Raw genomic sequence first — 22,682 nt, forward strand, 5'->3', positions numbered from 1 at the left:
GCCGCGTGCCGGAGAGGGGTCATTTGCTGTAGTTCAGGCGCCAGAAGTCCTGCCATTCCTCGCGGTGTTCGAAATCCGCCAGGCCGGTCGAGGCCTCATAGGCGAAGAGACGGTTGGAGACGGCCACCAATCCCGACGGCTCGTCGGCAGGCATTTTTACGTCGATGTTGGTGGGCAGCTTGCCGTCCTTCATCTGTGGGGTGATGCCCTCTTCTGTCAGGACGTAACGAATGAAGAGCTTTGCCATGTTCGGGCTCTTCGTCTTGGAGGCGATAAGACCGAGTTTGGTGTAGGTCCATCCCACCCAAGGCTGCAGCTCCTTGCAAAGGCCGAGCTTGTAGCCCTTATCCTTGTTGTCCCTGAATTTGGCAGAGCTCAGCAGGCCGAAGAATGGCGTCTTTTGCCCCGGCGCACCGATCGCTTCCGAGGCAGGGTCGTCACCCTCGACCAGCAATGGAGCGTTTGCCGCCACCGCCTTGATCCAGGCCGCGGATGCGCTTTTTTCCTTGGTCTGGAGCGGCTTGCCATAAAGCGCCTTGTAGGCGTCGGAGACCTTGCCGTCGGCATGCTTTTCCATCTGGTTGAACCAGTCTGTGTAGGTGCTCTTGGTCAACGGATCAACGAGCGCGACCTTGCCCTTCCACTTCGGTTCCGTGATCTCCCACAGGTTGGCTACCGGGCATTTGTCATGGACCTCCGTATTGTAGGCCCAGACATTGGCATTCGTGGAAATCGCCAGCGGGTTCTGGAATTCAGAGGGAATCTTCGCCTTCATGTCGTCCGGCAGATAGCTCTGGACGAAACCCTGCGGCAGCAACTGTGCAAGTGCTGCCGGAGTGTCGGTGATGAGCGCGACGTCGCCCTGAACATTGTCGGCCTGGCTTTCGCGGATAATCATTTCGAGCTGGTTGTTTGCCGAAACCTTTACCCCGGTCGCCTTCAAACCGTATTTTTTCGTAAAACCCTCCGCCATTTCAACGATCTTGCCGGTGCTGTCATAGACATTGATCGGCTTTTCCTTCTTGGCGGCTTCGATCAATGCGTGGACGTCGTCTGCAGCGCGTACGTGCGGTGCACCGAGCCCGACTGCCAGAGCCAAGGCCGACAGTTTCACCATGCGTTTTGCGGATATCATTTTGTTCACCTTCCCCTCCCAAGGAATGGCGCGGACGGGGTCCGCGCTTTGCTCATTTTCTGTAGTTAACGCGCCAGAGATCCTGCCAGCTTTCGCGCTTGTCGAGATCGTCGCCTGCCGTTGCGGCTTCGAAAGCCATCAACCGGCCAAGATGTGCCGAGACGCCTGACGGCTCATCCGCAGGCAGGCTGATTTTGGAATTGCCGGAGACCTTTCCGTCCACGGTCTGCGGCCCAACGCCTTCCTCCGTCATCAGATAGCGGATGAACAGCTTGGCGGCGTTGGGGCTCTTCGTCTTTGCTGCAATCAGCCCGAAGCCCGGATAAAGGAAGCCTGCAAACGGCTTGATATCGGTACACATCCCGAGCTTGAGGCCGCTCGTGATATTGTCGCGGTATTTGGCCGTGGAGGTGATGACGAAGAACGGGTTCGCCTGGTTGGGTGCGCCGGCAGCATTGGCGACGGTCGTGGAGTCGGACAGCAATGGACCGTTCTGGGCAAAGGCCTTTACCCAGGCAGCCGTCGCGCTTTCCTTGCCTGTATCGAGCTTCTTGCCGTACTGGAGTTCATAGGCACGCGCCATGTCTCCATCGTGATGCTTTTCCATCTGGTTGAACCAGTCCGCATAGAGCGGCTTGTCGAACAGGTCGAGCATCGCGACCTTGCTTTTCCACTCCGTTTCGGTCAGTTGCCAGACGTTGTCGATGGGGCATTTGTCGTATTTCTGGGTGTTGTAGGTCCAGACATGCGGATCAGAGACGACCACGAGCGGATTGCGGTATTTTTCCGGAATATCGGCAGCGATATCGGGTGGCGTCCAGCTTGTAGCGATGCCTTCCGGCAGAAGCTGCCCCATTGCGGAGGCGACATCCGTCGCGACGCTGATATCACCCACGACGTTTCCAGCCTGATGCTCGCGAATCATAAGTTCGATCTGCATGGCTTCGTTGACCTTCTTGCCGGCCGCCCTCACCCCGTATTTTTCGGAAAATGCCTTTGTCGTATCGACGATCTTTCCTGTCACGGCATAGACCGTGATAGGCTGTTCCTTACGTGCCGCCTCGATTAGGGCATCGAGATTGAATGTGTTCTCCTGCGCCGCCGCGATGCCGGCGGGCAGCAAGGCAGCCAATACCCAGCCGGCCACAACGGCAGCCCTGTGCTTTCTCAACGTCTTCATTTGTCCCTCCCGTTATTTTTTGTAGTTCAAGCGCCAGAAATCCTGCCATGCATCGCGTTGGTCCCAGTCTCCAAGGCTCGTCGCGATCCGGTAGGGAAAAACCTGGCTAAGCACGGCACCGATGCCGGACGGTTCGTCTGCGGGCAGGGAGACGTCACGGTTGGTCGATAACTTCCCGTCTTCCGCCTGGGGCGCGATGCCTTCGGCAGTCATGACGTAGTGGATGAACAGCCTTGCAGCATTCGGGCTCTTGGTGCCCTTGGCGATCAGGCCGATGCCTGGATACATCCACCCCAGCCACGGCTTCAGATCCCTGCAGAGACCGAGCTTCATGCCCTTGTCCTTGTTGTCGCGAAACTTTGCCGAGCTGATCATGCCCATGAAAGGCTGGGTCTGCCCTGGTGCGGCGACCGCGTCGGCCGCGCCGGCGTCGGCATCGGTGAGCAGCGGACTGTTGGCAGCGAGCGCCTTGACCCATGCTGCGGTCGCGCTGCTTTCACCCGCAGCAAGATCCTTGCCGTAAAGCTCCTTGTAGGCAGCGGCGATCTTGTCGTCGCCGTGCTTCGCCATCTGATTGAACCAATCGATGTAGGATGATTTGCCCAGCGGATCCTGCATTGCCACCTTGCCCTTCCACTTGGGCTCGGTCAGCTGCCAGATATTGGTAACAGGACACTTGTCAAAAAGAGCGGTGTTGTAAGCCCAGACGTTGGCGCTTGTGACGACTGTCAGCGGGGTCTGATATTCCGCCGGGATTTTGGGCGCCATGTCCGGCGGCAGCCAACTTTCCGCGAAACCCTGCGGCAGAAGCTGAGCCATGGCAGCCGGAGCGTCGCTTACGATCGAGACGTCGCCCTGAACGTTCTTTGCCTGGGCTTCACGGATCATCATCTCGAGCTGTGCCGCTGCCTTTATCTTCGCTCCCTGTGCGTGGAGCCCGTACTTGGCCGAGAAGGCTTTCGCCATGTCCACGATCTTACCGGTACTATCGTAGACGGTGATCGGGGCCTCCTTCTTGGCGGCTTCGATCAGGGCCTGCAGATCAAAGGCGTCTGCGGCCATTGATGCTCCAGCTGTTCCGGCCAGAACGGCCACCGAGAGCAGCATTGACTGCGCCCTTCGGTAAAACGTGTTGTTCATGCGAGAAATCATCGACTTTTCCTCCCTTGAGTCGTGGTTTTCCTTGCAGTGATTCAGTTGACAGCGGCGGCCCCGAGAAGGGCATCCGCTTCCGCGATCCTCATGCCGGCCTTATCGAAGACATGCAGCGCGCTCGTCTCCGCGTAGAAATGCGTTTTCGAGCCAGGCTCTACCCGCGGCAGCACCGACGTCGTCAGAAAGAGCGTGTTGTTGTCGCTTCGGAGTTCGAGGATCCAGCTGCCGCCCGTCGGCAGCACGCCCGTTACGATCATCTCGCCGCTGAAGCTGCCGGGTGGGATCTGTGCCTTGTCCGCGGTGTAGCCGATCGCTTCCGGACGGATGCCGATCGCGCCGATGCCTTTCAGCGCTGGATGTCGCGCGGAGAGGAATACGGCCGCCTCCCGGGCGATGTCGGTCATGTCGCTGGTGTCCAGCTCGAGGATGTTGATCGGGGGGCTGCCGACAAATTCCGCAACGAAGCGATTGGCCGGACGATCATAGATCTGGTTCGGCGTGCCCATCTGCTGGAGGGTGCCATTGTTCATAACGGCGATCGTGGTTGCGAGCGTCATTGCCTCCCATTGGTCGTGGGTGACGAAGACGATCGTCGTCTTGAATTCCTTGTGAATGCGTTTGAGCTCGGCGCGCATTTCAAGGCGCAAGCGGGCATCCAGGTTGGAGAGCGGCTCGTCGAGCAAGAGCACACCGGGATTGACCGCCAGCATCCGGGCGAGGGCGACACGCTGTTGTTGCCCCCCGGAAAGTTGCGACGGATAGCGGTCGCGATATTTGGCGATATCGAGCGCCTGCATGACTTGTTCGACCCGCGCTTCGCGTTCGGCCTTTGGCAGCTTGCGCAGACGCAGGCCGAAATCCGTGTTGCGTTCGATCGTCATGTGCGGCCAGAGTGCATAGCTCTGGAAGACGAGGCCCATTTCACGCTTTTCCGGCGGTACGAATACCCCTTCCCGAACCGAGTCCACGACCCTCTCGCCGATCCGGATTTCGCCGCCTGAGAGGTTTTCCAGCCCGGCGATCATCCGCAGCGTAGTTGTCTTGCCGCAGCCCGATGGTCCCAGAAGGCACATGAACTCGCCATCGCGGATTTCCAGGTCCAGATCGGAGACTGCGTTGGCTGAATTGACGCCGTAGTTCTTCTGGGCACCGTTGAGATTGATAGTCGGCATCAGCTTCCGAGTCCTTCTGCGAGATTGGTCTTCGTGAGTTTTTGGGCCGCCAACGTTCCAAGGTAGGCGATTGCCGCGATCATGAGCACGACGGCATTGGCCGCTTGTGTGTAGTGGTAGTCGACGAGGCGCAGCGAATAGGTCGTCAGCACGTCGGTGCTTGGCACGGCGAGGATGACGAACAGGCTCAACCCCTTGATGCCGGAAATGAACGGCAGCAGCACGCCGGTGACGAGTGACCCCTTCTGGATCGGGATGACGATCGAGATCATGCGGCGGAACCAGCCTGCGCCGGCAATTTGCGCGGCTTCCTCAGGCTCCTTGCCGAGCTGTGTCATGGCGGAAATGCCTGCACGGGATGCGTAGGGCATCTGGTCCGCGATCAGCGCCAGCACAAGAATGGTCACGGTGCCGTAGAGTGCGGGCATGGGACCGCGCGGGACGGCAAACAGCGAGAGATATGCCGCCGCAAATGCGATGCCGGGAACGAGATAGGGCAAAAAGGTGACCTGCCGCAGATATATCGACAATGCGCGAACCGGTGTGCGGATGACCACATATCCCACCAGCAGGCCGAGAATGCCGGAGGTCAGCGATGCAAGGCCGACGATCGTCAGCGTGTTCTTGGCGGCAGACCAGAGGTCCGGGCTCAGAAGCACGCCCGTCTGCAGCGCGACGGTATTGAGGTTGGTGCCGATCCAGTAATCGAGTGTGAAATTGTCGAGCGTGAAGCGCGCCGGCATCTTCATGACCGTCGACAGAAACAAGGTCACCAGCGGCAAGCCGACACTCAGAACAAAAATGGCAGCCGCAAACACCGTTGCGGGAAGGCGCATATTGCCGAGACGGTTCTGCCGGTTCATGGACCCCTTGGAACCGACGGTTACGAAGCGTCGTGCTTCCCGCACAAGCCGTGCATCGATCATCAATGTTGTGATGCCGATGATCATGATCGATGCGGCGACGACGCCGGCGACACCTGTCTGGCGGGAGGCAATGCTGCGAAACAGCGAGGTGGAAAGGACTTCGAATTTTACCGGCAGGCCGAGAACGTAAGGCACCCCGAATTCGCCGAGGCATTTTGCGAAAATCAGAATCATGGACGACAGAAGCGCCGGGCGCATCAGCGGCAGGATGATCTTGAGAGCGACTTGATATCGCCGGGCGCCCAGAATTCGAGCGGAGTCCTCAAGCTGCGAATCGAAGCGGCGCAGAGCCGAGCCGAAAAGCAGAAGGACGAAGGGCGCATAGTGCAGAGCCAGGATAATGGTGATCGGGAAACGGCCATAAGCGACCCAATCCGGCGGCGTAAGGCCCATAGCCTCGAACCACCCAGGCTGACCGCCTACGGTGCGGTTTTTGAAAAGGGTCGTCCATGCAAGCGCAAACGTCCACGCAGGCAGCATGTAGGGAACGATCAGGGCGGTTGCGAACCAGCGTCGGCCGAACATATCCGTCCTGCTGATCAGCCAGGCAAGGATGCCGCCGACGACGAGAGACAGCAATATGGCGCCGATCGCCACCGTCAACGTATTGAACAGCGGCCGCCAGAAGAGATCGACCGAAACCGGCGAGATGAAAACGCGGTCGAGGTAATAGCTCGTCAGATCGCCGATATCCTTGGCGAGCCGCCGTTCGTGCCCGAACTGCACGCGAACAGCATCAAGAACGATCGATACGATCGGGACGGCGATAAGGTAGGTGAATAGAAGTGCGGTCAGCAAACCGATCAGCGATGTAGGTTCGCGTGACGCGACCTTCGCCCGGTACCGCCATCCTTGCCAGGCGGTAGGCTGACGCACGGTGCCAGTCGCGGGCGGCGCCTTCGCTGCTTCACTGATTAAGGCCATTCTCTTCCCCTTTGGACTTCGGAATGCGACGATCGGATAGCGAGCGGCGACACTGCGTGCGGGGAAGCGGCGCGAATCTGTCTTCCAGCAAACCGGCGGAGGCCGGCATCTGCAGGACAGAAATACCGCTGATCTACAACAATCCTCCCTGCTCGCATCGGTCGTCGGCATAAGCTGCCCACCTGGATGTCGATCTCCGCAAACTCCTCATGCGAAGGCCGATCATCGCGAACCTGAGCAGAACAAAAATTCTATTTACCGCCTGCTCATGGAATACATAATCTGCCTGCGTGGAATTTTTGTCAATAGAAAAATGCACACGTGGTCATCGGTCTAACTTGTTGTTTAAAAAAGATATTTTTAAACTGCAACAAGATATTCTCGTTGCCTTGCTTCTGGGGCAGATAAATCTCTTGCGAGAGGCTTTCGTATTGGGGCCGGCTTGTAAGCCGACTTGGCGTATGAGCTTGCAGACGTACGGATTTCCGGACACTTATATGAGCGCCGCCATACAGGGTGGCGCGTGATGAGCGAAGTCGGAAGTTGGACGGCAGGAGGGTGCATGGCGCGAGCGTTCGTGACGGCTGAAGAAGTGGCAAAGCGCGCCGGAGTGTCCCGTTCCGCGGTCTCACGGACTTTTACCGAAGGCGGCAGTGTTTCGCCTGCGGTCAAACGCAAGGTCCTCAAGGCAGCTCGAGAACTGGGCTATCGGGTGAACCGGCTGGCGCAGGGCCTGAACAATGACCGCTCGAACCTGATCGGGGTGGTCGGCGCCAACATCGCTTCGCCCTTCATCGCGAAACAGCTCGATCTCCTGAGTATCGCGCTTTTGCGAAAGGGCATGCAGTGTCTTCTTCTCAATGCCACCGATGCCCGCAAGGACATTGCGCCGCTGATCGAACTTCTGTTCGAATTTCGCGCCCGCGCAATTGTCGTTCTCTCCGGCGAACCACCGTCCACCATCATCGACCAATGCACGGCGAACGGCGTCAGGCTCGTTCTCGTCAACCAGGTGCTTGAACGCACCGATACGAGCCTGGTGCTGACGGATGACTCTCGCGGCGCTGATCTCGCGGCGCAACGCTTGCTCCAGGCGAAATGTACCAAAGTGGCGCTGGTGACGAGCGGTAGCACCACGCCTGCCCAAGTCCGTCGCGCGACGGCATTCAGCCAACGAATGAAAGCCTCGGGCGTGGAGGTCGTCCCGTGGTCGGAAGGGCCAACGAGTTATGACAGCGGTTACCGCGCGGGCTGTGAGCTTCTCGAAGATCGCTCGATCAATGGCGCATTCTGCGTAACCGACCTTCTGGCGCTCGGATTTCTGGATGCGGCCCGCAAGGAGGCGGGGCGCAAAGTGCCCGAAGACCTTTCGGTCGTCGGCTTCGATGACATCCCGCAGGCTGCCTGGAAGAGCTATGAATTGACGACCGTAGCGCAGTCATTCTCGGCTCTTACCGAGAGCGTGGTTGCGGCGCTCGAATCCGACGACCAGGAAACTCGTCTTCAGGTCGTCCCGGTCTCAATGGTCGAGCGCAAGACGGTGCGGTAATGCGTGGCAATTGGTATCGGCTTCGAACGATCACGCCGCCGCGGATTTGTGCTTGAGAGAAATCTTGAAGGATCTGGCGTCGCGCTCAGCACGATCCAGAAAATTGATAAAAGCACCGAAGAAAATAGCCAGAAACGTTCCGACCGTTCCGTCGCTGCCTTGGCCGGGGTCTCGACCATAGGATTGCGCCAGCTTACGGTAAAGATCACGCCTTTGCGCCGTTATGTCATCCAAGGCCAGCATGGCCGCCTGCCTCAGGCAATACCAGTCGACGATTGCGTCGATCATGCCGATTGATGCCAGATCGTCATCCGCCGGCGCTTTGCTGTCGATGATCCGGCAAGCCTGCAGAAGATTCAGGTCCGATACCGCATCCAGGACATCCGCCGGCCATTCCTTGGGGAAGTAGCGATGATGGACAAGGGCTTTCTTGTGCGCCCGCAAGTAGGCGCCGTAGTTTTTTGCGTCGAAGGCGGCATCCCGCGGCGTGCCCGATCGATCGCTCTCCTGCCGATACGCGGTGATGATGTTTTGATCGAGTGTCAGGCCGGAGAGTTCCACGGTTTCGACTTCGATGCTGTCGAGGCTGGGCCTCGCGAGTTTGAAGGCGGCCGGATAGGCGACCAGCGAGGGAACGGCAATGTTGACGATCTCGTGCTCGCCGAGACTCCGGCGCGTAACGCCCTCGACATGCAGGTGTCCGCTGAAATGCACAGCCACGCCGGCGTTCAGAAGCCGGTCCCCAACGGCGGCACGCGGTGTCCTGCGCGCCACGTTTGTTTCTCCGAAAAGGACACATTCGGCACCGGTCGCACCATCGAATGGATCGAGCACCGGATAATGCGAAAACGCGAGAAGCGTCTTTCCAAAAGCTTTGGCGCGCGAAGAGACATCGGCGATCCAATCGATGATGAACGGCTTGCAGCGAAGAAGCGCGTTCCATCCCGCTGCGGTGCTATCGATGAAGGCCGCTTCTTCCCCCGTATCGCAGGATCCGTCACGCGGCTCGAAAACGTTTGCGTCTATCATCAGGAGCCAAAGCCCATCCTCCGGCTCGACGAGATAGGAGGCATCCATGAGCCGATAATGGTTGCGGCCATCCGGCGAAACCGTATCATATCGCCGGGCCTCGATCGCATCGGACGCGCCGAAGGGCGTTTCCCAATGCAGATAATGCGGTTGGCGAAAGTAGCCGAACTCTGCCATCGCACGCAGCCCAACGGGATAACCTTCACAGAACATGCCGGCGCTGAAAATCGTGCCGGGCGCTGTATTCTGGCTATCACTTGTCACCTCCACGGATTCGGCATTTTGGCCTAGAAATCCTTTGGTGTGATGGCGGCCAGCGGGGCCGAAAATATCATGATTGCCGGGAAGCGCGTAAAACTTCGTCCCGTTTTCGCGAGCATGCCTTGCCAGGATTTCTCGAAGGCCTGCGAGCGTTTCGCGCTGACCATCGTCCGAATAGTCCCCGAGCAATACGACATGCCTGATCTCGCGCCGTTTCACTTCATCCAATGCAGCCAAGAGGGCCTGCGTACTTTCATTGAACACTCGCGTGGATTGGCGCGTGTCGACCCAGCTGCGAAGAGCCATCCGGTCGCCGTCAATCGTGATGCCGGGAAAATCGAACCCGGCTTTGACATCATGGAAGTGCGCATCGGCGATGATGGCGACAGAGGGCAATTCAGGCATTGGAGATCACGTCATCCGATGGGGCCGCGGCGATCAGGTCAATCCATTTCGACGCACGACGAGCAGCCTCGTAAAGCATAGGCTTCGGTGTTTCAAACCACTCGTCCGGACGCAGTTCGCGACGTTCGCGAATATGGGCGACGGCTGCGTCCAATGTCGGATAAAGGTGCGGCTGCTGCTTGTGAAGGAACAGTGCCACGAGCGAAACGGAGCGACTGCGACCGCTGCGGCAATTGACGAGAATATTGCCGTCGTCGGGAAACGGATAGGTGGCCCTTTTCGGTATGCTCTGACGCAGGGCGCCGTCGAGAATATAATAGGCACCCAGCAGCATTGTTTCCGGGCTGCCCTCGCCATCGATCAGTCCAACCTTGTAGTAGCGAATATCCGCGTAGCCGCTCCCGCAAATTTCTTCGGATGCTGGCTCGTCCGGTGCTCTGACAAGGTTGATATCGAGATTGACCGCGCAGTTGACGACGACCGTTATGCCATGGCGTTTCAGCATCTCGCGGTTGCTGGCACCCTCCCTGCCGCCGATGTAGAGATCGGCGCCATGTGGCCCGAGCCCACGGCCGATCAGGCTGATATCCGGGCGAGCATAAACTGGCGCATCCATGTCGTTTCCTTTCCGCCGGCAGCTTCAGCCTCCCGACCCTTTCCTGTTAGCCTCTGGCGCGCGGGAGGTCATTGGCGCGAGATGCGGTGCGGCGAGCGGAATTCGGCTTGCCTGGCTTACGCCAGCGGCGATAGCCCGCGTCGAGGCAAGTACGGGACCGCCCTCGGCGAGAGTGCCGATTTCCATGAACGGACAAACGACACCGCCGGCTTCCTCGACCAGCAGAAGCCCGGCAGCACAGTCCCAGGAGTTCATGTGCAACTCGATATATGCATCGGAACGGCCGTCGGCCACATAGGCGAGCGCCATCGCGCCGGAACCGGTTCGCCGGACATTTGTCCCAAGTGCGAGAAGTTCGCTGATCGTCCGAATGTAGATTTCGTTCGGTACGCGGCCAGACCAACCCATTTCGACCGAAGCCGCATCGAATGTTCCTGTGGCAGAGACGCTGATTTCCGTCTCATTCAGTGTCGCACCGGCGCCACGGCGTGCGAAGTAGAGTTCGTCCTGGGCTGGATTGTAGATCGCACCGATTTCCAAGTGGTTATTCTCCACATAGGCAATCGAAATGCAGAAATGGGGAATTCCCCTGGCGAAATTCGCGGTGCCGTCGATCGGATCGACGACCCAGAGCCGATCGGTAACCTTCCCGCCACCTTCTTCTCCGAGAAAGCCGTCCTCCGGAAAATGCCTGGAAATCGCGCTGCGGATCAGCGCTTCGGAGGCAGCGTCCGTTTCGGTAAGAAAGTCTTGCGGACCTTTCATCGAGAAGGCGCGGCCGGCATTTTCCTGAAAGCCCGCCAATACCAGTGCGCCTGCCGCCAAAATCACGTCCTTGCACAACAGGGCGCGACCAGAAAGATCATTTGGATAGGGAGATTTCGCTGACATTGGTATTGGTCCAACTCGATGCACACGCGTGCAGATTTGCACGCGTGTGCATCCGATTGCAAGTTAAATTACCGGCCGCCGAATCATTTGAAGACGCACGGAATGGATCGGCCCCGAACGTTGTGTCGGGGCCGAGACTCGGGAAGTTATTCGCCGATAACGACGGCCTTGCCTTCCTTGGCCGCGCGCAACGCCGCATCGGCCAACGCTAGTGCAATCACGCCATCCTCTGCTGAAGGCGAAAGCGGAGTGCCTTTTTCGAGGCTGTCGATGAAGGCGGAAATTTCCGCCGCATAGGCCGCCGTGTAGCGGGTCATGAAGAAATCGTGCAGCGGCGGGCGGGTGTAGCCGTCCTCGTTGGCGATCTCAATCGAGACCGGACGCTGGTTTTCCGCAGCGACCGAGCCGAGCGAACCGTGCACTTCGATGCGCTGGTCATAGCCATAGCTGGCACGGCGGGAGTTCGAGATAATGGCCTGGCGGCCACTCTTGGTGGTCAGGATCAGGCTGGCGCTGTCATAGTCGCCCAGCTCACCGATCTTCGGATCGACCAGAACTGCACCGGATGCCATGACCGTGTGGACTTCTTCGCCGAGCAGGAAGCGCGCCATGTCGAAGTCATGGATCGTCATGTCGCGGAAAATGCCGCCGGAAACCCGGATATATTCGGCCGGCGGCGGGCCGGGATCGCGGCTGGTGATCGTCACCATTTCCACCTTGCCGATCCTGCCGTCGTCGATCGCCTGTCGCACCGCGCGGAAATGCGGATCGAAGCGGCGGTTGAAACCGAGCATCACCTTTGCGCCGGTCCTGCGAACCGTCTCGACGCAGGCTTTGGCGCGGTCTACGTCGAGGTCGATCGGCTTTTCACAGAATATGGCCTTGCCGGCCTTGGCAAAACGCTCGATCAGGTCGGCATGGGTATTGGTGGGGGTGCAGATGATGACCGCGTCGATATCCTTGTCCGCCTCGACAGCGTCGATCGTGCTGACCTTGCAGCCGGTGCTGTCGGCAATTGCTTGCGCCGCGTCGGTCATGGCATCCACCACGGCGACAAGCTTGGCCCGCTTGTCTTCCGCGATGGCGCGCGCATGTACCTTGCCGATCCGGCCTGCGCCAAGAAGCGCCAGTTTCGTGACCATATTGTCCTCCCATGGTAACCCGACGGATCATATCGCAAGCGTCTGGCCCGAATCCTGTCGGGCCGTTCCTCGGTTGCTGCGACGATCATTATCGCTTGTCCAAAGCAAATTTGGAACATATATTCTATTTTGCTAGATCGTCACTGTATTCGTGTCAAGCGGGATCGAGGAGAAAAGTGTGGCGGATTTCTCACCACCGGCCAATGTAAAGGGTTTCGAGGAGCGACTTCTCGAAGTCTCTGAAAGCCTGCCGAAACGCCTGCGCCAATGCGCGGACTACGTCGCCTCCAACAAGGACCGGATCGCTGTTTCGACCGTTGCGGAAATGGCGGGAGGGGCGGGGGTGCAGCCTTCGGCTTTCATACGCTTTTGCCAGATTCTCGGCTTTTCCGGCTTTTCCGAAATGCAGCGGCTGTTTCGGGAAACCTATGTGGGTGGATGGCCTGATTATTCCACCCGGCTGCAGCATCTGAGGGAAAAACCGGAAGGAAGCCCGTCCGCTCTGCTCGGCGAATTTGTGGAGGCCGGCAGAGCGTCGATGGAAAGTCTTTTAAGCACAGTCGATCCGACCGCCCTCAATGAAGGCGCCAATCTGCTTCTTGCTGCGAAAATGGTTCATATCATCGGGCTGGGACGTTCGTTCTCAGTGGCGACATATGTTGCCTATCTCTTTGAGAAAATGGAGGTTCCCGCGGTCCTGCATACGTCGCTCGGTAAGCTGGATAATCGGCATGCTATTCGGGAAGGTGATGCGCTTCTGGCATTCACCTTTGCGCCTTATTCGGCACCGACACTGGAGCTTGTCGAAGATGTGGCAGCTCGCAAGATTCCGATTGTCGCCGTAACTGACTCTGCGATTGGGCCGCTTGCAAAATTTCGTCCGACGACGCTGCTCGTTTCCGAGGTCGATTTCGGTGCTTTCCGATCCCCTGCCGCGACGCTCTGTCTGGCAACCGCGCTTGCCGTCAGTGTCGGCACGGCGAAATCGCAACTGGCTTGAATTTTTGTGTTGTACCCTATTAAAATGGAATTTATGATCTATTTTAGATCTTGATGGAATGCTAGCGGAGGCTAGCGCCATCTCGAAAGGGAGGAAATCTTGGCGTCACTGGATCTCATCACGATCGGCCGTTCGTCCGTTGATCTTTACGGCGTGCAGGTCGGCGGGCGTCTGGAGGATATGGCCTCCTTCAACAAATATATCGGCGGCTCGCCGACGAACATCGCCGCGGGTGCGGCAAGGCTCGGGTTGAAATCGGCGCTGATCACCCGCGTCGGGGCCGAGCATATGGGCCGGTTCATTCGCGAGCAGCTGATCCGCGAGAAAGTCGACGTGCGCGGCGTCAAGACCGATCCGGAGCGCCTGACGGCGCTCGTTCTGCTCGGCATCCGCGACCAGCACCAGTTTCCGCTGATCTTCTATCGCGAGAACTGCGCCGACATGGCGCTTTGCGAAGACGATATCGATCCGGCCTTTATTGCAGAAGCCGGCTGCGTCTGCGCCACGGGCACCCATCTTTCCCACCCGAACACCGAGGCTGCCGTCCTGAAGGCGCTGCGGCTCGCCCGCGAGAATGGCGCCCGCACGGCCCTCGACATCGACTATCGCCCGAACCTATGGGGCCTTGCGGGCCATGAGGCAGGCGAAAGCCGCTTCATCGAGTCCGGCAAGGTGACGGCAAAGCTGCAATCGAGCCTGCATCTGTTCGACCTGCTGGTCGGGACGGAAGAGGAATTTCATATCGCCGGCGGTTCGACCGATACGCTCGAGGCACTGAGAGCGGTTCGCGCCGTGTCCAAGGCGACGCTGGTCTGCAAGCGCGGCCCGATGGGCGCCGTCGTCTTCGAAGGCGATATTCCCGACAGCCTCGACAAAGGCCAGACGGGGCAGGGATTTCCGATCGAGGTCTTCAACGTGCTCGGCGCCGGTGACGGCTTCATGGCAGGCCTGCTGAAGGGCTGGCTCACCGGCGAGGACTGGCCGACGGCGCTGAAATACGCCAATGCCTGCGGCGCCTTCGCCGTCTCGCGTCACGGCTGCACGCCGGCCTATCCGAGCTGGGAAGAGCTGCAGTATTTCTTCCGCACCGGCATCCGGGACAGGGCGCTGCGCAAGGACGGCGCGCTGGAGCAGGTGCACTGGTCGACCAACCGGACCGGCGAGTGGCCGCAATTGCGGGTCTTCGCCTTCGATCACCGCATGCAGCTCGAAACCATTGCCGATGAGGCGGGCCAGAGTTCGGAGCGGATCGACGCGTTCAAGGCGCTTTGCCTGAAAGCGGCGCTCGACGTCTCGGACGGCAGGCAGGGCTACGGCATTCTCTGCGACGGGCGACTCGGCCGTGAGACGCTTTACAAGGCGACGGGCACGGGGCTGTGGATCGGCCGGCCGGTGGAATGGCCGGGCTCGCGCCCGCTGACCCTGGAGCCCGAGCTTGGCCCCGATTTCGGTGGCATCACGGAATGGCCGGTCGAAAACGTCGCCAAGGTTCTGTGCTTCTACCATCCCGATGATCCGGTCGAGATGCGGGAAAAACAGGAAGAGGTGATCCAGCGCCTGTTTGCCGCCACGCGCCGCAACCGACTGGAAATGCTGCTGGAGGTGATCCCTTCCAAGGTCGGACCGGTCAACGATCGGACCGTTGCCGATATCGTCGAGCGTTTCTACGAGATCGGCGTCTATCCCGATTGGTGGAAGCTCGAGCCGATGAAGAGCGAGGCCGCCTGGGCGAATGCCTGCGCCGCGATCGAGAAGCACGACCCCTATGTGTGCGGTATCGTCGTGCTCGGGCTCGATGCGCCGATGGCGGAACTGGAGGAAAGCTTTGCCACCGCGGCACGCTTTGACCTTGTAAAGGGTTTTGCCGTCGGCCGGACAATTTTTGGCTATGCGGCGCGGCGCTGGTTTGCCGGTGCGATCGGCGACGACGAGGCAGTGGCCGACATGGTGCGAAAATACCGCGAACTCTGCACGGCCTGGGACACGGCACGCGCAAGAGCCGGCAGCGGAGGAGGAAACGGCCAATGACAACAGTGAGACTGACCGCTGCGCAGGCGATGGTGCGCTATCTCGCAAACCAGATGACGGAGGAGGGCGTGTCCTTCATCGCCGGCGTCTGGGCGATCTTTGGGCATGGCAATGTCGCCGGCATGGGCGAGGCGCTGGCGGGCATCCGGCCGGACCTGCCGACCTATCGCGGCCAAAACGAGCAGTCGATGGCGCATGCGGCGATCGCCTATTCGAAACAGCTTCGCCGCAGCAGAGCGATGGCGGTGACCTCCTCGATCGGACCGGGCGCGCTCAACATGGTGACGGCGGCGGCACTGGCGCATGTGAACCGCCTGCCGGTGCTTTTCATTCCAGGTGACGTCTTCGCCAACCGCGGCCCGGATCCGGTCTTGCAGCAGATCGAGGATTTCGGCGACGGTCTTGCAAGCGTCAACGACTGCTTCCGGCCGGTCAGCCGCTATTTCGACCGCATCAGCCGGCCGGAACATCTCCTGACCGCGCTGCCGCGCGCCATGCGGACCCTGACGGATCCGGCCGATTGCGGACCGGTGACATTGGCCTTCTGCCAGGACACACAGGCGGAAGCCTATGATTATCCGGAGAGCTTCTTCGAGCCGAAGACCTGGCATTGGCGCCGGCCGCGGCCGGATGAGAACGAGCTTGGGCGTGCTATCGAGGCTATCAGGGCGGCAAAGAACCCGGTCGTCGTCGCCGGCGGCGGCGTGCATTTTTCCGGCGCGACCGGCACGCTCGCGGCGTTTGCGAGCCGGCACAATATCCCGGTCGTCGAGACGCAGGCCGGCAAGTCGGCGCTGCCCTGGGACCATGCATCCAATTTCGGCCCGGTCGGCGTGACCGGCGCTTCGAGCGCCAATGCCGTTTGCGAAAACGCCGATCTGGTGATTGGCGTCGGCACCCGGTTCCAGGATTTCACCACCGGCTCCTGGGCGCTCTTCAAGAATCCCGCGCGCCGTATCCTGTCGCTCAATGTCCAACCCTATGACAGCGCCAAGCACGAAGCGATCCCGCTCGTCTCGGACGCGAAGGTCGGGCTGGAGCTGATCAGTGCGGCGCTCGGCGATCACCGTTTCCGGGGAGCGGAGGCCGGCCTCAAGGAGGATTGGTTCGCCAATGCGGATGCAGTCACCGCTGCCCCCAATGACGGCAATCTGCTGCCGACCGACATGCAGGTGATCGGCGCCGTGCAACGCGCCTCGCGCGACAATACGGTCGTGATGTGCGCCGCCGGCACCATGCCGGGCGAGCTGCACCAGCTCTGGAAGGCGGGCAGGCCGCTCTCCTACCATATGGAATACGGCTTCTCCTGCATGGGCTACGAGATCGCCGGCGGGCTCGGCATCAAAATGGCGGAACCGGATCGTGACGTGATCGTCATGGTCGGCGACGGTTCCTACATGATGATGAACTCCGAGCTTGCGACGGCCGTCGCCATGGGCGTCAAGATCACCGTCGTGATCACCGACAACCGCGGCTATGGCTGCATCAACCGGCTGCAGATGGCGACCGGCGGCGAGCAGTTCAACAATCTCTATGCGCACACCAACCAGGCGAACCCGATGCAGATCGATTTCGTAGCCCACGCCGCCGCGATGGGCGCCGATGCCCGCAAGGTCTCCTCGATCGCCGACCTGGAAGCGGCATTGAACGGCGCGCGGGAAGCCAAAGTCTCGACCGTGATCGTCATTGATACGGATCCCTACCCGACGCCCGAAGGCGGGGGATACTGGTGGGACGTCGCGGTGCCGGAGGTCTCGGACCGCGCTGAAGTCACGCAAGCCCGCGCCGCCTACGAGGCGGCACTCAAGGAAAGACGCTGACATGATCCTCTACGGTACCAACCCCATCGCCTGGTCGAACGATGACGACCGCTCGCTCGGCGCCCATATCAGCCTTGACCAGTGCCTCGACGAGACCGCGAAGATCGGTTTCGACGGCATCGAGAAGGGACACAAGTTCCCGCAGGAACCGGGGGCATTGAAGGCCGTGCTGGAGCCGCGCGGGCTGCGCTATGTTTCCGGCTGGCATTCGCTGAACCTGCTCGTCAATTCCGTCGAGGACGAGAAACAAGCGATGCAGCCGGCGCTCGACCTCCTCAAGGCGATGGGTTCGAAAGTCGTCATCGTCTGCGAGACGTCGAACGCCATCCATGGTGACGACGGCAAGGCCGTCAACGACCGTCCGAAACTCCCTGACAGCGAGTGGAAACCCTTCGGCGCCGGCGTCGAGGCGCTGGCGGAGTTTGCGGCCGGGCAGGGCATCAGCCTCGTCTACCACCACCACATGGGCACGATTGTCGAGAACGAAGACGAGATCGACAGGTTGATGGCCCATACCGGCCCGCATGCGAAACTTCTGCTCGATACGGGCCATTGCCTGTTCGGCGGCGGCAATCCCGAGCGCGCCGCAAAAAACCATATGGCCCGCGTCGGCCATATCCACGCCAAGAACGTGCGGCCCGACATCGCCGCGCAGGTACGGAACGAAGGTCTCTCTTTCCTCGAAGGCGTCCGCCGTGGCGTCTTCACCGTCCCGGGCGACAAGGAAGGCGGCGTCAGTTTCCCCCCGGTGCTGAAAATCGCCGCCGAGCATGGTTATGAGGGCTGGCTGGTGATCGAAGCCGAACAGGATCCGGACGTGCGCAATCCCTTCGAATACCAGAGCATGGGTCTTTCCTCGCTGAAGGCGATGGCGCAAGCCGCCGGACTCGACAAGGGGAGGGGCAACCCATGACGAACCTGCTGCGCAAGCCGAAGGGCGCATCCGGCAAGGTGCATGACGTAACGCCGAAGGATGCCGGCTGGGGTTATGTCGGCTTTGGCCTCTATCGCCTGAAGCCGGGGGAGAGCGCTGCCGAAAAGACAGGCGAGACGGAAGTCATCCTCGTGCTGGTCGAGGGCAGGGCGGATATCTCCGGAGGCGGCAAGGCTTTCGGCGAACTCGGCGACCGGATGAACGTCTTCGAGCGCAAGCCGCCGCACTGCGTTTATGTGCCCGCTGGTTCCGACTGGAGCGCCAAGGCGACCACCGAATGCACGCTCGCTGTCTGCACCGCGCCGGCCAAGCCCGGGCGCGAAGCAGCGGTGATCGGGCCGGAAGGGCTTTCCCTCAATACCCGCGGCAGGGATGCGAATACCCGCTACATCTTCCCGATCGCCATGGAAGAGCGTGACGTCGCCGACAGCCTTCTGGTCACCGAGGTGTTCACGCCGGCGGGCAATTGGTCCTCCTACCCGCCGCACCGGCACGACGAGGACAATTTCCCCGACATGACCTATCTGGAAGAGACCTATTACCACCGGCTGAACCCGGCGCAGGGGTTCGGGTTCCAGCGGGTCTTCACCGAAGACGGCTCGCTTGACGAGACCATGGCCGTCTCCGACCACGATCTCGTGCTGGTGCCGAAGGGCCATCATCCCTGCGGCGCGCCCTATGGCTACGAGATGTATTATCTGAACGTCATGGCCGGCCCGATCCGCAAATGGCGGTTCAAGAACCACCCGGACCACGACTGGATCTTCAGAAGGGACAATCCCTAAGCCGGTTGCCTAAATCAGTTCCCTGGGATGCTCGGCGATGTCGCCGATCTCGGCCATCTGGGTGTCGAGCTTGTCGAGCATCTCGCGGAAAATCCCCGCATAGGCCGGATCGTCGGCGATGTTCCGCAACTCGTGCGGATCTTCCACGCAGTCGAATAATTCCCATTCCGGGGGGGCGCCATTCGGTCTGGCGCCTGGCTGTCCCAGATCGTCATTGTACCAGTAGATGAGCTTGTAGCGGGCGTCGCGTACCCCGTAATGCGCCCAGGCGCCGTGGATGGCATCGTTGTGCATCCAATAGCGATGGTACACCAATTGCTGCCAGTCGTCCGGGGTCCGCCCCTCCAGCACCGGTCGCATCGACCGCCCCTGCATGAAGGAAGGCGTCCGCACCTCGGCATAGTCCAGGAAGGTGGGCGCAAAATCGACGTTGCAGGCGAGGTCGCCACTGGTCGTGCCGGCCGGGATCGCCGCCGGGTAACGCGCCAAAAACGGCATCTGCAGACTTTCCTCATACATGAAACGCTTGTCGAACCAGCCGTGCTCACCAAGGAAGAAGCCCTGGTCGGAGGTGTAGATCACCAGCGTGTTCTCGGTCAGGCCTTTTTCGTCGAGGTAGTCGAGCAGGCGGCCGACATTGTCGTCGATCGATTGAACCGTCCGAAGGTAGCGCTTCATGTAACGCTGGTATTTGAATTCCGCGAAAGCCTGTGGGTCGGTGAAGGTGTAATTCCGGCCGGTCGACGCGCATACCACGGTGATGCTTTCGCCACTTTTAAGTTCCGGCACGCGGCGAACCTGGATCTGATCCAGCATCAGCTCGCCCGCGACAGTGGCCGGCCCCTCAGGCTGCACCAACCCGAGATCCTCCCAGTTGAGGTCGGACCGAACGCGCATGCGGGCAGCGGCGGCCGCCGCCGCCCGGCCGGAATAATCGTCGTTGAACGTCGACGGCAGCGGAAGATCCTCTTCCGACCAGAGATGATTGTGTTTGTGGTCGGGCACGAAATTACGATGAGGCGCCTTGTGGTGGCACATCAGGAAGAAGGGGCGGCCATCGCCTTGTTCGATGAAATCGATCGATTTGTCGGTGATGATATCGGTGACATAGCCCGGAATTCGCCGCCGGCCATCGCGATCTATGAAGGCCGGGTCCCAGTAGTCGCCCTGCCCGGGAACGACGGCCCAGTCATCGAACCCCTTCGGCTCGTGGAGAGGCCCTTCGCCGAGATGCCATTTGCCGAAGATGCCGGTGCGGTAGCCTGCCGCTTTCAAAAGCTTGGCCACGTTGGGAAGACGATTGTTCATGTGGGTCACCAGCGTCGTGACGCCATTGACGTGGTTGTGCGTGCCGGTCAGGATCGCAGCCCTCGACGGCGTGCAGATCGAATTCGTCACATAGGTCGCGTCATGTCTCACCCCCTCCTTTGCGAGCCGGTCGAGATTGGGGGTGTGGTTGAGACCTGCGCCATAGGCCGAGATCGCCCGCGCGGCATGGTCATCCGACATGATGAAAAGGATATTCGGTCGCAAGTCTTCCTCCCTCGCATGCGGCAGGAAGATGGATGATCGCAACCATCGACCTCGTCCGCTTCGGTAAAGGATACAGCGTCAGGTCATGCGCCAATAATGCAATTTCAGAAGCAAGCGATGCTGAAAACTGATCACTATTGATCGCTGGGCCCGGTCTCCGGTGGAGTCAATTATGCTGCTCATTTGCAAGTTTTTTCGGTCGTGAAATAACAAGTTTTTTATGCGAAGATCGAGAATTTCACAATGAAATCAAAAATTTTGATTGCGTTTACACAGCCCGCTCTGCGCGAAGGACCGTCACCCGCACGGGCCGAGATTCTGCGTAGCTTTCCGGTGGAGCAGAAGCTCTGGGCAGAACCCAGAGCCTGACCTTCTGAAGCCCTCGCGAAGAGGGACCGCCTCTTTGAAAACTGCGGCATTATGGAGCAGTTGCCACAAGAACGAGATGAGGACTGATGCTATCTCCTGAGGGTGCCTCAGGAGTGTTGCGTATGGTTGAAATCGTCGCCGGATTGAAATCGAAGCTGGTCGAAATCGACACCCAGATCGATCTGCTGCGCCGCGAGATCGGCGATCTCGAAGATCAGAGGGATGCCTTCGTGAAAGTTATCAGGGTCTACGATCCCGACTTCACCTTGGGGAGCGCTGCGCTACGTAGACCTCGTTCAGCGCCACGGGGAACGGCGAGTAGCCGTGTCACCGAGCTTCTGAAGGAGAAGAACAACCGTCACGTCGTCCTCGATATTCTGAGACGCGCGGATAGGCCGACATCCAGCTCCGAAATCGCGAGACAGTTCGCTGCTGATGTAGAACTTGGCGAGGAAGCGGAACGACTGGAAACCGCGTTAGCGAGCAGATTCTCGGCAACGCTCGATGGCCTACAGAAGCAGGGGCTGGTCAAACATGCTGGAACCGTCGATGGCCGTCGCCACCTATGGGAGATCAGCCGTTAGTCCGGAGGCTCGCCCTGGAGCCAGACTTGGTCGCTGATATTCTGGGCAGCTCCCTGCCAGTATCCGCAGAGGTTTCTCGATGTCGGTCGAGCAGTGATTGTCCGAAGCAGATCAGCGAGTTGCCACCGCAGCCCCATGTAGCGCGTGTCCTCCTTCCACGACAGCATCGCCATGTACCAGTCGAGGTACTTCGTCGAAAAGCGGTGGTTGACACCTTGGTATGCTTTCTCGACGCGGCTGAAGAAGCTCTCGATGACGTTCGAGTTCGTCCCGTTGTCCTCCTGGTACTGCAGGCTGTGGTTCACGCGATGCATCGCGACAAGGCCGACAAGATCGTCGTAAGCCTTATGCTCGTCGGCGATCAACAACGCCTTCGGATCGACATGCTTGGCGACGGCTGCCCAAGCATCCTTGCCGTTTTCATCCATGATGACCCGTGTCAACGTCCTATTCGGGGCATGCTTGTTTGCCTCCCTCAGCGCCAGGACGCACATGCGCTTGCCGTTCTGGTTTTCCTTCTTGCGACCGTCCTTGCGTTCTTCCTTCTTGTTCGATTTGCGGAGGACGCCTCCGACGTACTTGCCGTCGATCTGCACCGTGCCGTGCAGCTTGATGGCATCACCGCGAAGGCCGACGGCCTCGCGGAGCTTCTGCAGCAGGACATTTGCCGTCTTGTACTGGACGTTAAGCTTGCGGCAGAGGTGGAGCGCCGCCATTCCCTTGGCGGCCGTGATCTCCTCCCAGATCGCCATGATGATCTTCTTGAACGACAGCTTGCGGTTTGCAAATACCGTTCCGGATGTCACCGAGAACTCGGCGCGGCATTCCGGCTCCGAGCATCTGAAGCGGCGACGACGGACGCTGTACGGCTCCAGGCAGCCGCAGCGCGGACAATAAGGTTTGCCGCCGTTGTCGGCCCAGCGGAAGCCGACGAACAGGCCGTAGGCGTCGTCCTCGGAGAGAGACCAGACTTTCTCGGGGTCAAGGTTACGGCCATCCGGACGTAGGAGCGGATGCTGTCCGAAGCCCTCCTTCGGATCAGGCCAGGCGCAACGGTCGTATTTCGAACCTCCGGTCTCCTGCGGAGAAGGGGTCGTAGGAGTTAGGCCTCAGGATGGGAATTCGCTTCTGGAGCATGCTCAGGTTTCCGGTCGATACGCAGGACATAGGCGGACTGCTCCGTCGGAAGGACGGAAACAAAAGGTCAGCGCTCTATTCGTATCGATCTCAACATAACGCTTCGG

The 22,682-nt window shown here is 60.0% G+C and carries 18 protein-coding genes and 1 pseudogene; 7 read left to right on the forward strand and 12 right to left on the reverse strand.

The annotated features are described in order from the left end of the window. Positions 1-19 precede the first annotated feature (19 nt). The 5 genes from ACSQ3G_RS23710 to ACSQ3G_RS23730 form a co-directional block, all read right to left on the reverse strand. On the reverse strand, positions 20-1,135 hold the full coding sequence (locus tag ACSQ3G_RS23710; protein WP_436113177.1) for an ABC transporter substrate-binding protein: 1,116 nt from the start codon (positions 1,133-1,135) through the stop codon (positions 20-22). 52 nt (positions 1,136-1,187) lie between these two features. After that, entirely contained in the window at positions 1,188-2,315 is a 1,128-nt protein-coding gene (locus ACSQ3G_RS23715) for an ABC transporter substrate-binding protein (protein WP_436111926.1), read from the reverse strand. 12 nt (positions 2,316-2,327) lie between these two features. Continuing rightward, positions 2,328-3,422: an ABC transporter substrate-binding protein gene (locus ACSQ3G_RS23720; RefSeq protein WP_436113178.1), complete on the reverse strand. Its 1,095-nt coding sequence runs from the start codon at positions 3,420-3,422 to the stop codon at positions 2,328-2,330. Positions 3,423-3,508: 86 nt separating this feature from the next. Beyond that, on the reverse strand, positions 3,509-4,642 hold the full coding sequence (locus ACSQ3G_RS23725; protein WP_436111927.1) for an ABC transporter ATP-binding protein: 1,134 nt from the start codon (positions 4,640-4,642) through the stop codon (positions 3,509-3,511). Further along, on the reverse strand, positions 4,642-6,492 hold the full coding sequence (locus ACSQ3G_RS23730; protein ID WP_436111928.1) for an ABC transporter permease: 1,851 nt from the start codon (positions 6,490-6,492) through the stop codon (positions 4,642-4,644). Before ACSQ3G_RS23730 ends, ACSQ3G_RS23725 begins: the two co-directional genes overlap by 1 nt. A 562-nt stretch (positions 6,493-7,054) precedes the next feature. On the opposite strand from ACSQ3G_RS23730, the gene ACSQ3G_RS23735 reads away from it, so the two are divergent. Next, positions 7,055-8,041, forward strand: a complete 987-nt coding sequence (locus ACSQ3G_RS23735) for a LacI family DNA-binding transcriptional regulator (protein WP_436111929.1) — start codon at positions 7,055-7,057, stop codon at positions 8,039-8,041. Positions 8,042-8,071: 30 nt separating this feature from the next. On the opposite strand, the gene ACSQ3G_RS23740 is transcribed toward ACSQ3G_RS23735, so the two are convergent. The 4 genes from ACSQ3G_RS23740 to iolG all read right to left on the reverse strand — a co-directional run bounded on the left by ACSQ3G_RS23740 (position 8,072) and on the right by iolG (position 12,385). Next, the gene (locus tag ACSQ3G_RS23740; RefSeq protein ID WP_436111930.1) at positions 8,072-9,736 is read right to left on the reverse strand and encodes a metallophosphoesterase family protein; all 1,665 of its coding nucleotides are present in this window, start codon (positions 9,734-9,736) and stop codon (positions 8,072-8,074) included. Continuing rightward, a complete protein-coding gene (locus tag ACSQ3G_RS23745; protein ID WP_436111931.1) occupies positions 9,729-10,352 on the reverse strand; it encodes a dual specificity protein phosphatase family protein in 624 nt (207 codons plus the stop codon). Before ACSQ3G_RS23745 ends, ACSQ3G_RS23740 begins: the two co-directional genes overlap by 8 nt. A gap of 24 nt (positions 10,353-10,376) precedes the next feature. Then, the gene (locus tag ACSQ3G_RS23750) at positions 10,377-11,243 is read right to left on the reverse strand and encodes an inositol monophosphatase family protein (RefSeq protein ID WP_436111932.1); all 867 of its coding nucleotides are present in this window, start codon (positions 11,241-11,243) and stop codon (positions 10,377-10,379) included. 146 nt (positions 11,244-11,389) lie between these two features. Next, complete coding sequence (gene iolG / locus ACSQ3G_RS23755; RefSeq protein ID WP_436111933.1) at positions 11,390-12,385, reverse strand: inositol 2-dehydrogenase; 996 nt, start codon at positions 12,383-12,385, stop codon at positions 11,390-11,392. 178 nt (positions 12,386-12,563) lie between these two features. On the opposite strand from iolG, the gene ACSQ3G_RS23760 reads away from it, so the two are divergent. From ACSQ3G_RS23760 to iolB, 5 genes are all read left to right on the forward strand, one after another. Next, entirely contained in the window at positions 12,564-13,385 is an 822-nt protein-coding gene (locus ACSQ3G_RS23760) for a MurR/RpiR family transcriptional regulator (RefSeq protein ID WP_436111934.1), read from the forward strand. 99 nt (positions 13,386-13,484) lie between these two features. Then, positions 13,485-15,413, forward strand: a complete 1,929-nt coding sequence (locus ACSQ3G_RS23765; RefSeq protein WP_436111935.1) for a bifunctional 5-dehydro-2-deoxygluconokinase/5-dehydro-2-deoxyphosphogluconate aldolase — start codon at positions 13,485-13,487, stop codon at positions 15,411-15,413. Beyond that, a complete protein-coding gene (gene iolD, locus ACSQ3G_RS23770; protein ID WP_436111936.1) occupies positions 15,410-17,233 on the forward strand; it encodes a 3D-(3,5/4)-trihydroxycyclohexane-1,2-dione acylhydrolase (decyclizing) in 1,824 nt (607 codons plus the stop codon). The genes ACSQ3G_RS23765 and iolD overlap by 4 nt, the downstream gene beginning before the upstream one ends. Position 17,234: 1 nt before the next feature. Then, on the forward strand, positions 17,235-18,146 hold the full coding sequence (gene iolE / locus ACSQ3G_RS23775) for a myo-inosose-2 dehydratase (RefSeq protein WP_436111937.1): 912 nt from the start codon (positions 17,235-17,237) through the stop codon (positions 18,144-18,146). Beyond that, positions 18,143-18,952, forward strand: coding sequence for a 5-deoxy-glucuronate isomerase (iolB, locus tag ACSQ3G_RS23780; RefSeq protein ID WP_436111938.1), 810 nt, complete (start codon positions 18,143-18,145; stop codon positions 18,950-18,952). The genes iolE and iolB overlap by 4 nt, the downstream gene beginning before the upstream one ends. 9 nt (positions 18,953-18,961) lie before the next feature. On the opposite strand, the gene ACSQ3G_RS23785 is transcribed toward iolB, so the two are convergent. After that, positions 18,962-20,485 (reverse strand): sulfatase family protein, encoded by a 1,524-nt coding sequence (locus ACSQ3G_RS23785; protein ID WP_436111939.1) that lies wholly within the window; start codon positions 20,483-20,485, stop codon positions 18,962-18,964. A 491-nt stretch (positions 20,486-20,976) separates the two neighbouring features. On the opposite strand from ACSQ3G_RS23785, the gene ACSQ3G_RS23790 reads away from it, so the two are divergent. Continuing rightward, positions 20,977-21,438 carry a hypothetical protein gene (locus tag ACSQ3G_RS23790; protein WP_436111940.1) on the forward strand — a complete coding sequence of 154 codons (462 nt, stop codon included), beginning with the start codon at positions 20,977-20,979 and terminating at the stop codon, positions 21,436-21,438. Here the strand turns inward: ACSQ3G_RS23790 and ACSQ3G_RS23795 are convergent. Continuing rightward, on the reverse strand, positions 21,435-22,244 hold the full coding sequence (locus ACSQ3G_RS23795; protein ID WP_436111941.1) for an IS1595 family transposase: 810 nt from the start codon (positions 22,242-22,244) through the stop codon (positions 21,435-21,437). The genes ACSQ3G_RS23790 and ACSQ3G_RS23795 overlap by 4 nt on opposite strands. Before the next feature lie 69 nt (positions 22,245-22,313). After that, a pseudogene (locus ACSQ3G_RS23800) lies at positions 22,314-22,376 on the reverse strand (hypothetical protein); the annotation flags it as partial. Between the last annotated feature and the right edge of the window lie 306 nt (positions 22,377-22,682).

The sequence above is a fragment of the Neorhizobium tomejilense genome (assembly GCF_964254135.1).
GTDB classification, from domain to species: domain Bacteria; phylum Pseudomonadota; class Alphaproteobacteria; order Rhizobiales; family Rhizobiaceae; genus Neorhizobium; species Neorhizobium tomejilense.

Bases quoted from the DNA above. Each gene is read 5' to 3' on its own strand.
- iolG (WP_436111933.1), bottom strand. From the start codon at position 12,385: ATGGTCACGAAACTGGCGCTTCTTGGCGCAGGCCGGATCGGCAAGGTA.
- ACSQ3G_RS23720 (WP_436113178.1), bottom strand. From the start codon at position 3,422: ATGCTGCTCTCGGTGGCCGTTCTGGCCGGAACAGCTGGAGCATCAATG.
- ACSQ3G_RS23730 (WP_436111928.1), bottom strand. From the start codon at position 6,492: ATGGCCTTAATCAGTGAAGCAGCGAAGGCGCCGCCCGCGACTGGCACC.
- iolB (WP_436111938.1), top strand. From the start codon at position 18,143: ATGACGAACCTGCTGCGCAAGCCGAAGGGCGCATCCGGCAAGGTGCAT.
- ACSQ3G_RS23790 (WP_436111940.1), top strand. From the start codon at position 20,977: ATGGTTGAAATCGTCGCCGGATTGAAATCGAAGCTGGTCGAAATCGAC.
- ACSQ3G_RS23710 (WP_436113177.1), bottom strand. From the start codon at position 1,135: ATGATATCCGCAAAACGCATGGTGAAACTGTCGGCCTTGGCTCTGGCA.
- iolD (WP_436111936.1), top strand. From the start codon at position 15,410: ATGACAACAGTGAGACTGACCGCTGCGCAGGCGATGGTGCGCTATCTC.
- ACSQ3G_RS23715 (WP_436111926.1), bottom strand. From the start codon at position 2,315: ATGAAGACGTTGAGAAAGCACAGGGCTGCCGTTGTGGCCGGCTGGGTA.
- ACSQ3G_RS23725 (WP_436111927.1), bottom strand. From the start codon at position 4,642: ATGCCGACTATCAATCTCAACGGTGCCCAGAAGAACTACGGCGTCAAT.
- iolE (WP_436111937.1), top strand. From the start codon at position 17,235: ATGATCCTCTACGGTACCAACCCCATCGCCTGGTCGAACGATGACGAC.
- ACSQ3G_RS23750 (WP_436111932.1), bottom strand. From the start codon at position 11,243: ATGTCAGCGAAATCTCCCTATCCAAATGATCTTTCTGGTCGCGCCCTG.
- ACSQ3G_RS23735 (WP_436111929.1), top strand. From the start codon at position 7,055: ATGGCGCGAGCGTTCGTGACGGCTGAAGAAGTGGCAAAGCGCGCCGGA.
- ACSQ3G_RS23745 (WP_436111931.1), bottom strand. From the start codon at position 10,352: ATGGATGCGCCAGTTTATGCTCGCCCGGATATCAGCCTGATCGGCCGT.
- ACSQ3G_RS23740 (WP_436111930.1), bottom strand. From the start codon at position 9,736: ATGCCTGAATTGCCCTCTGTCGCCATCATCGCCGATGCGCACTTCCAT.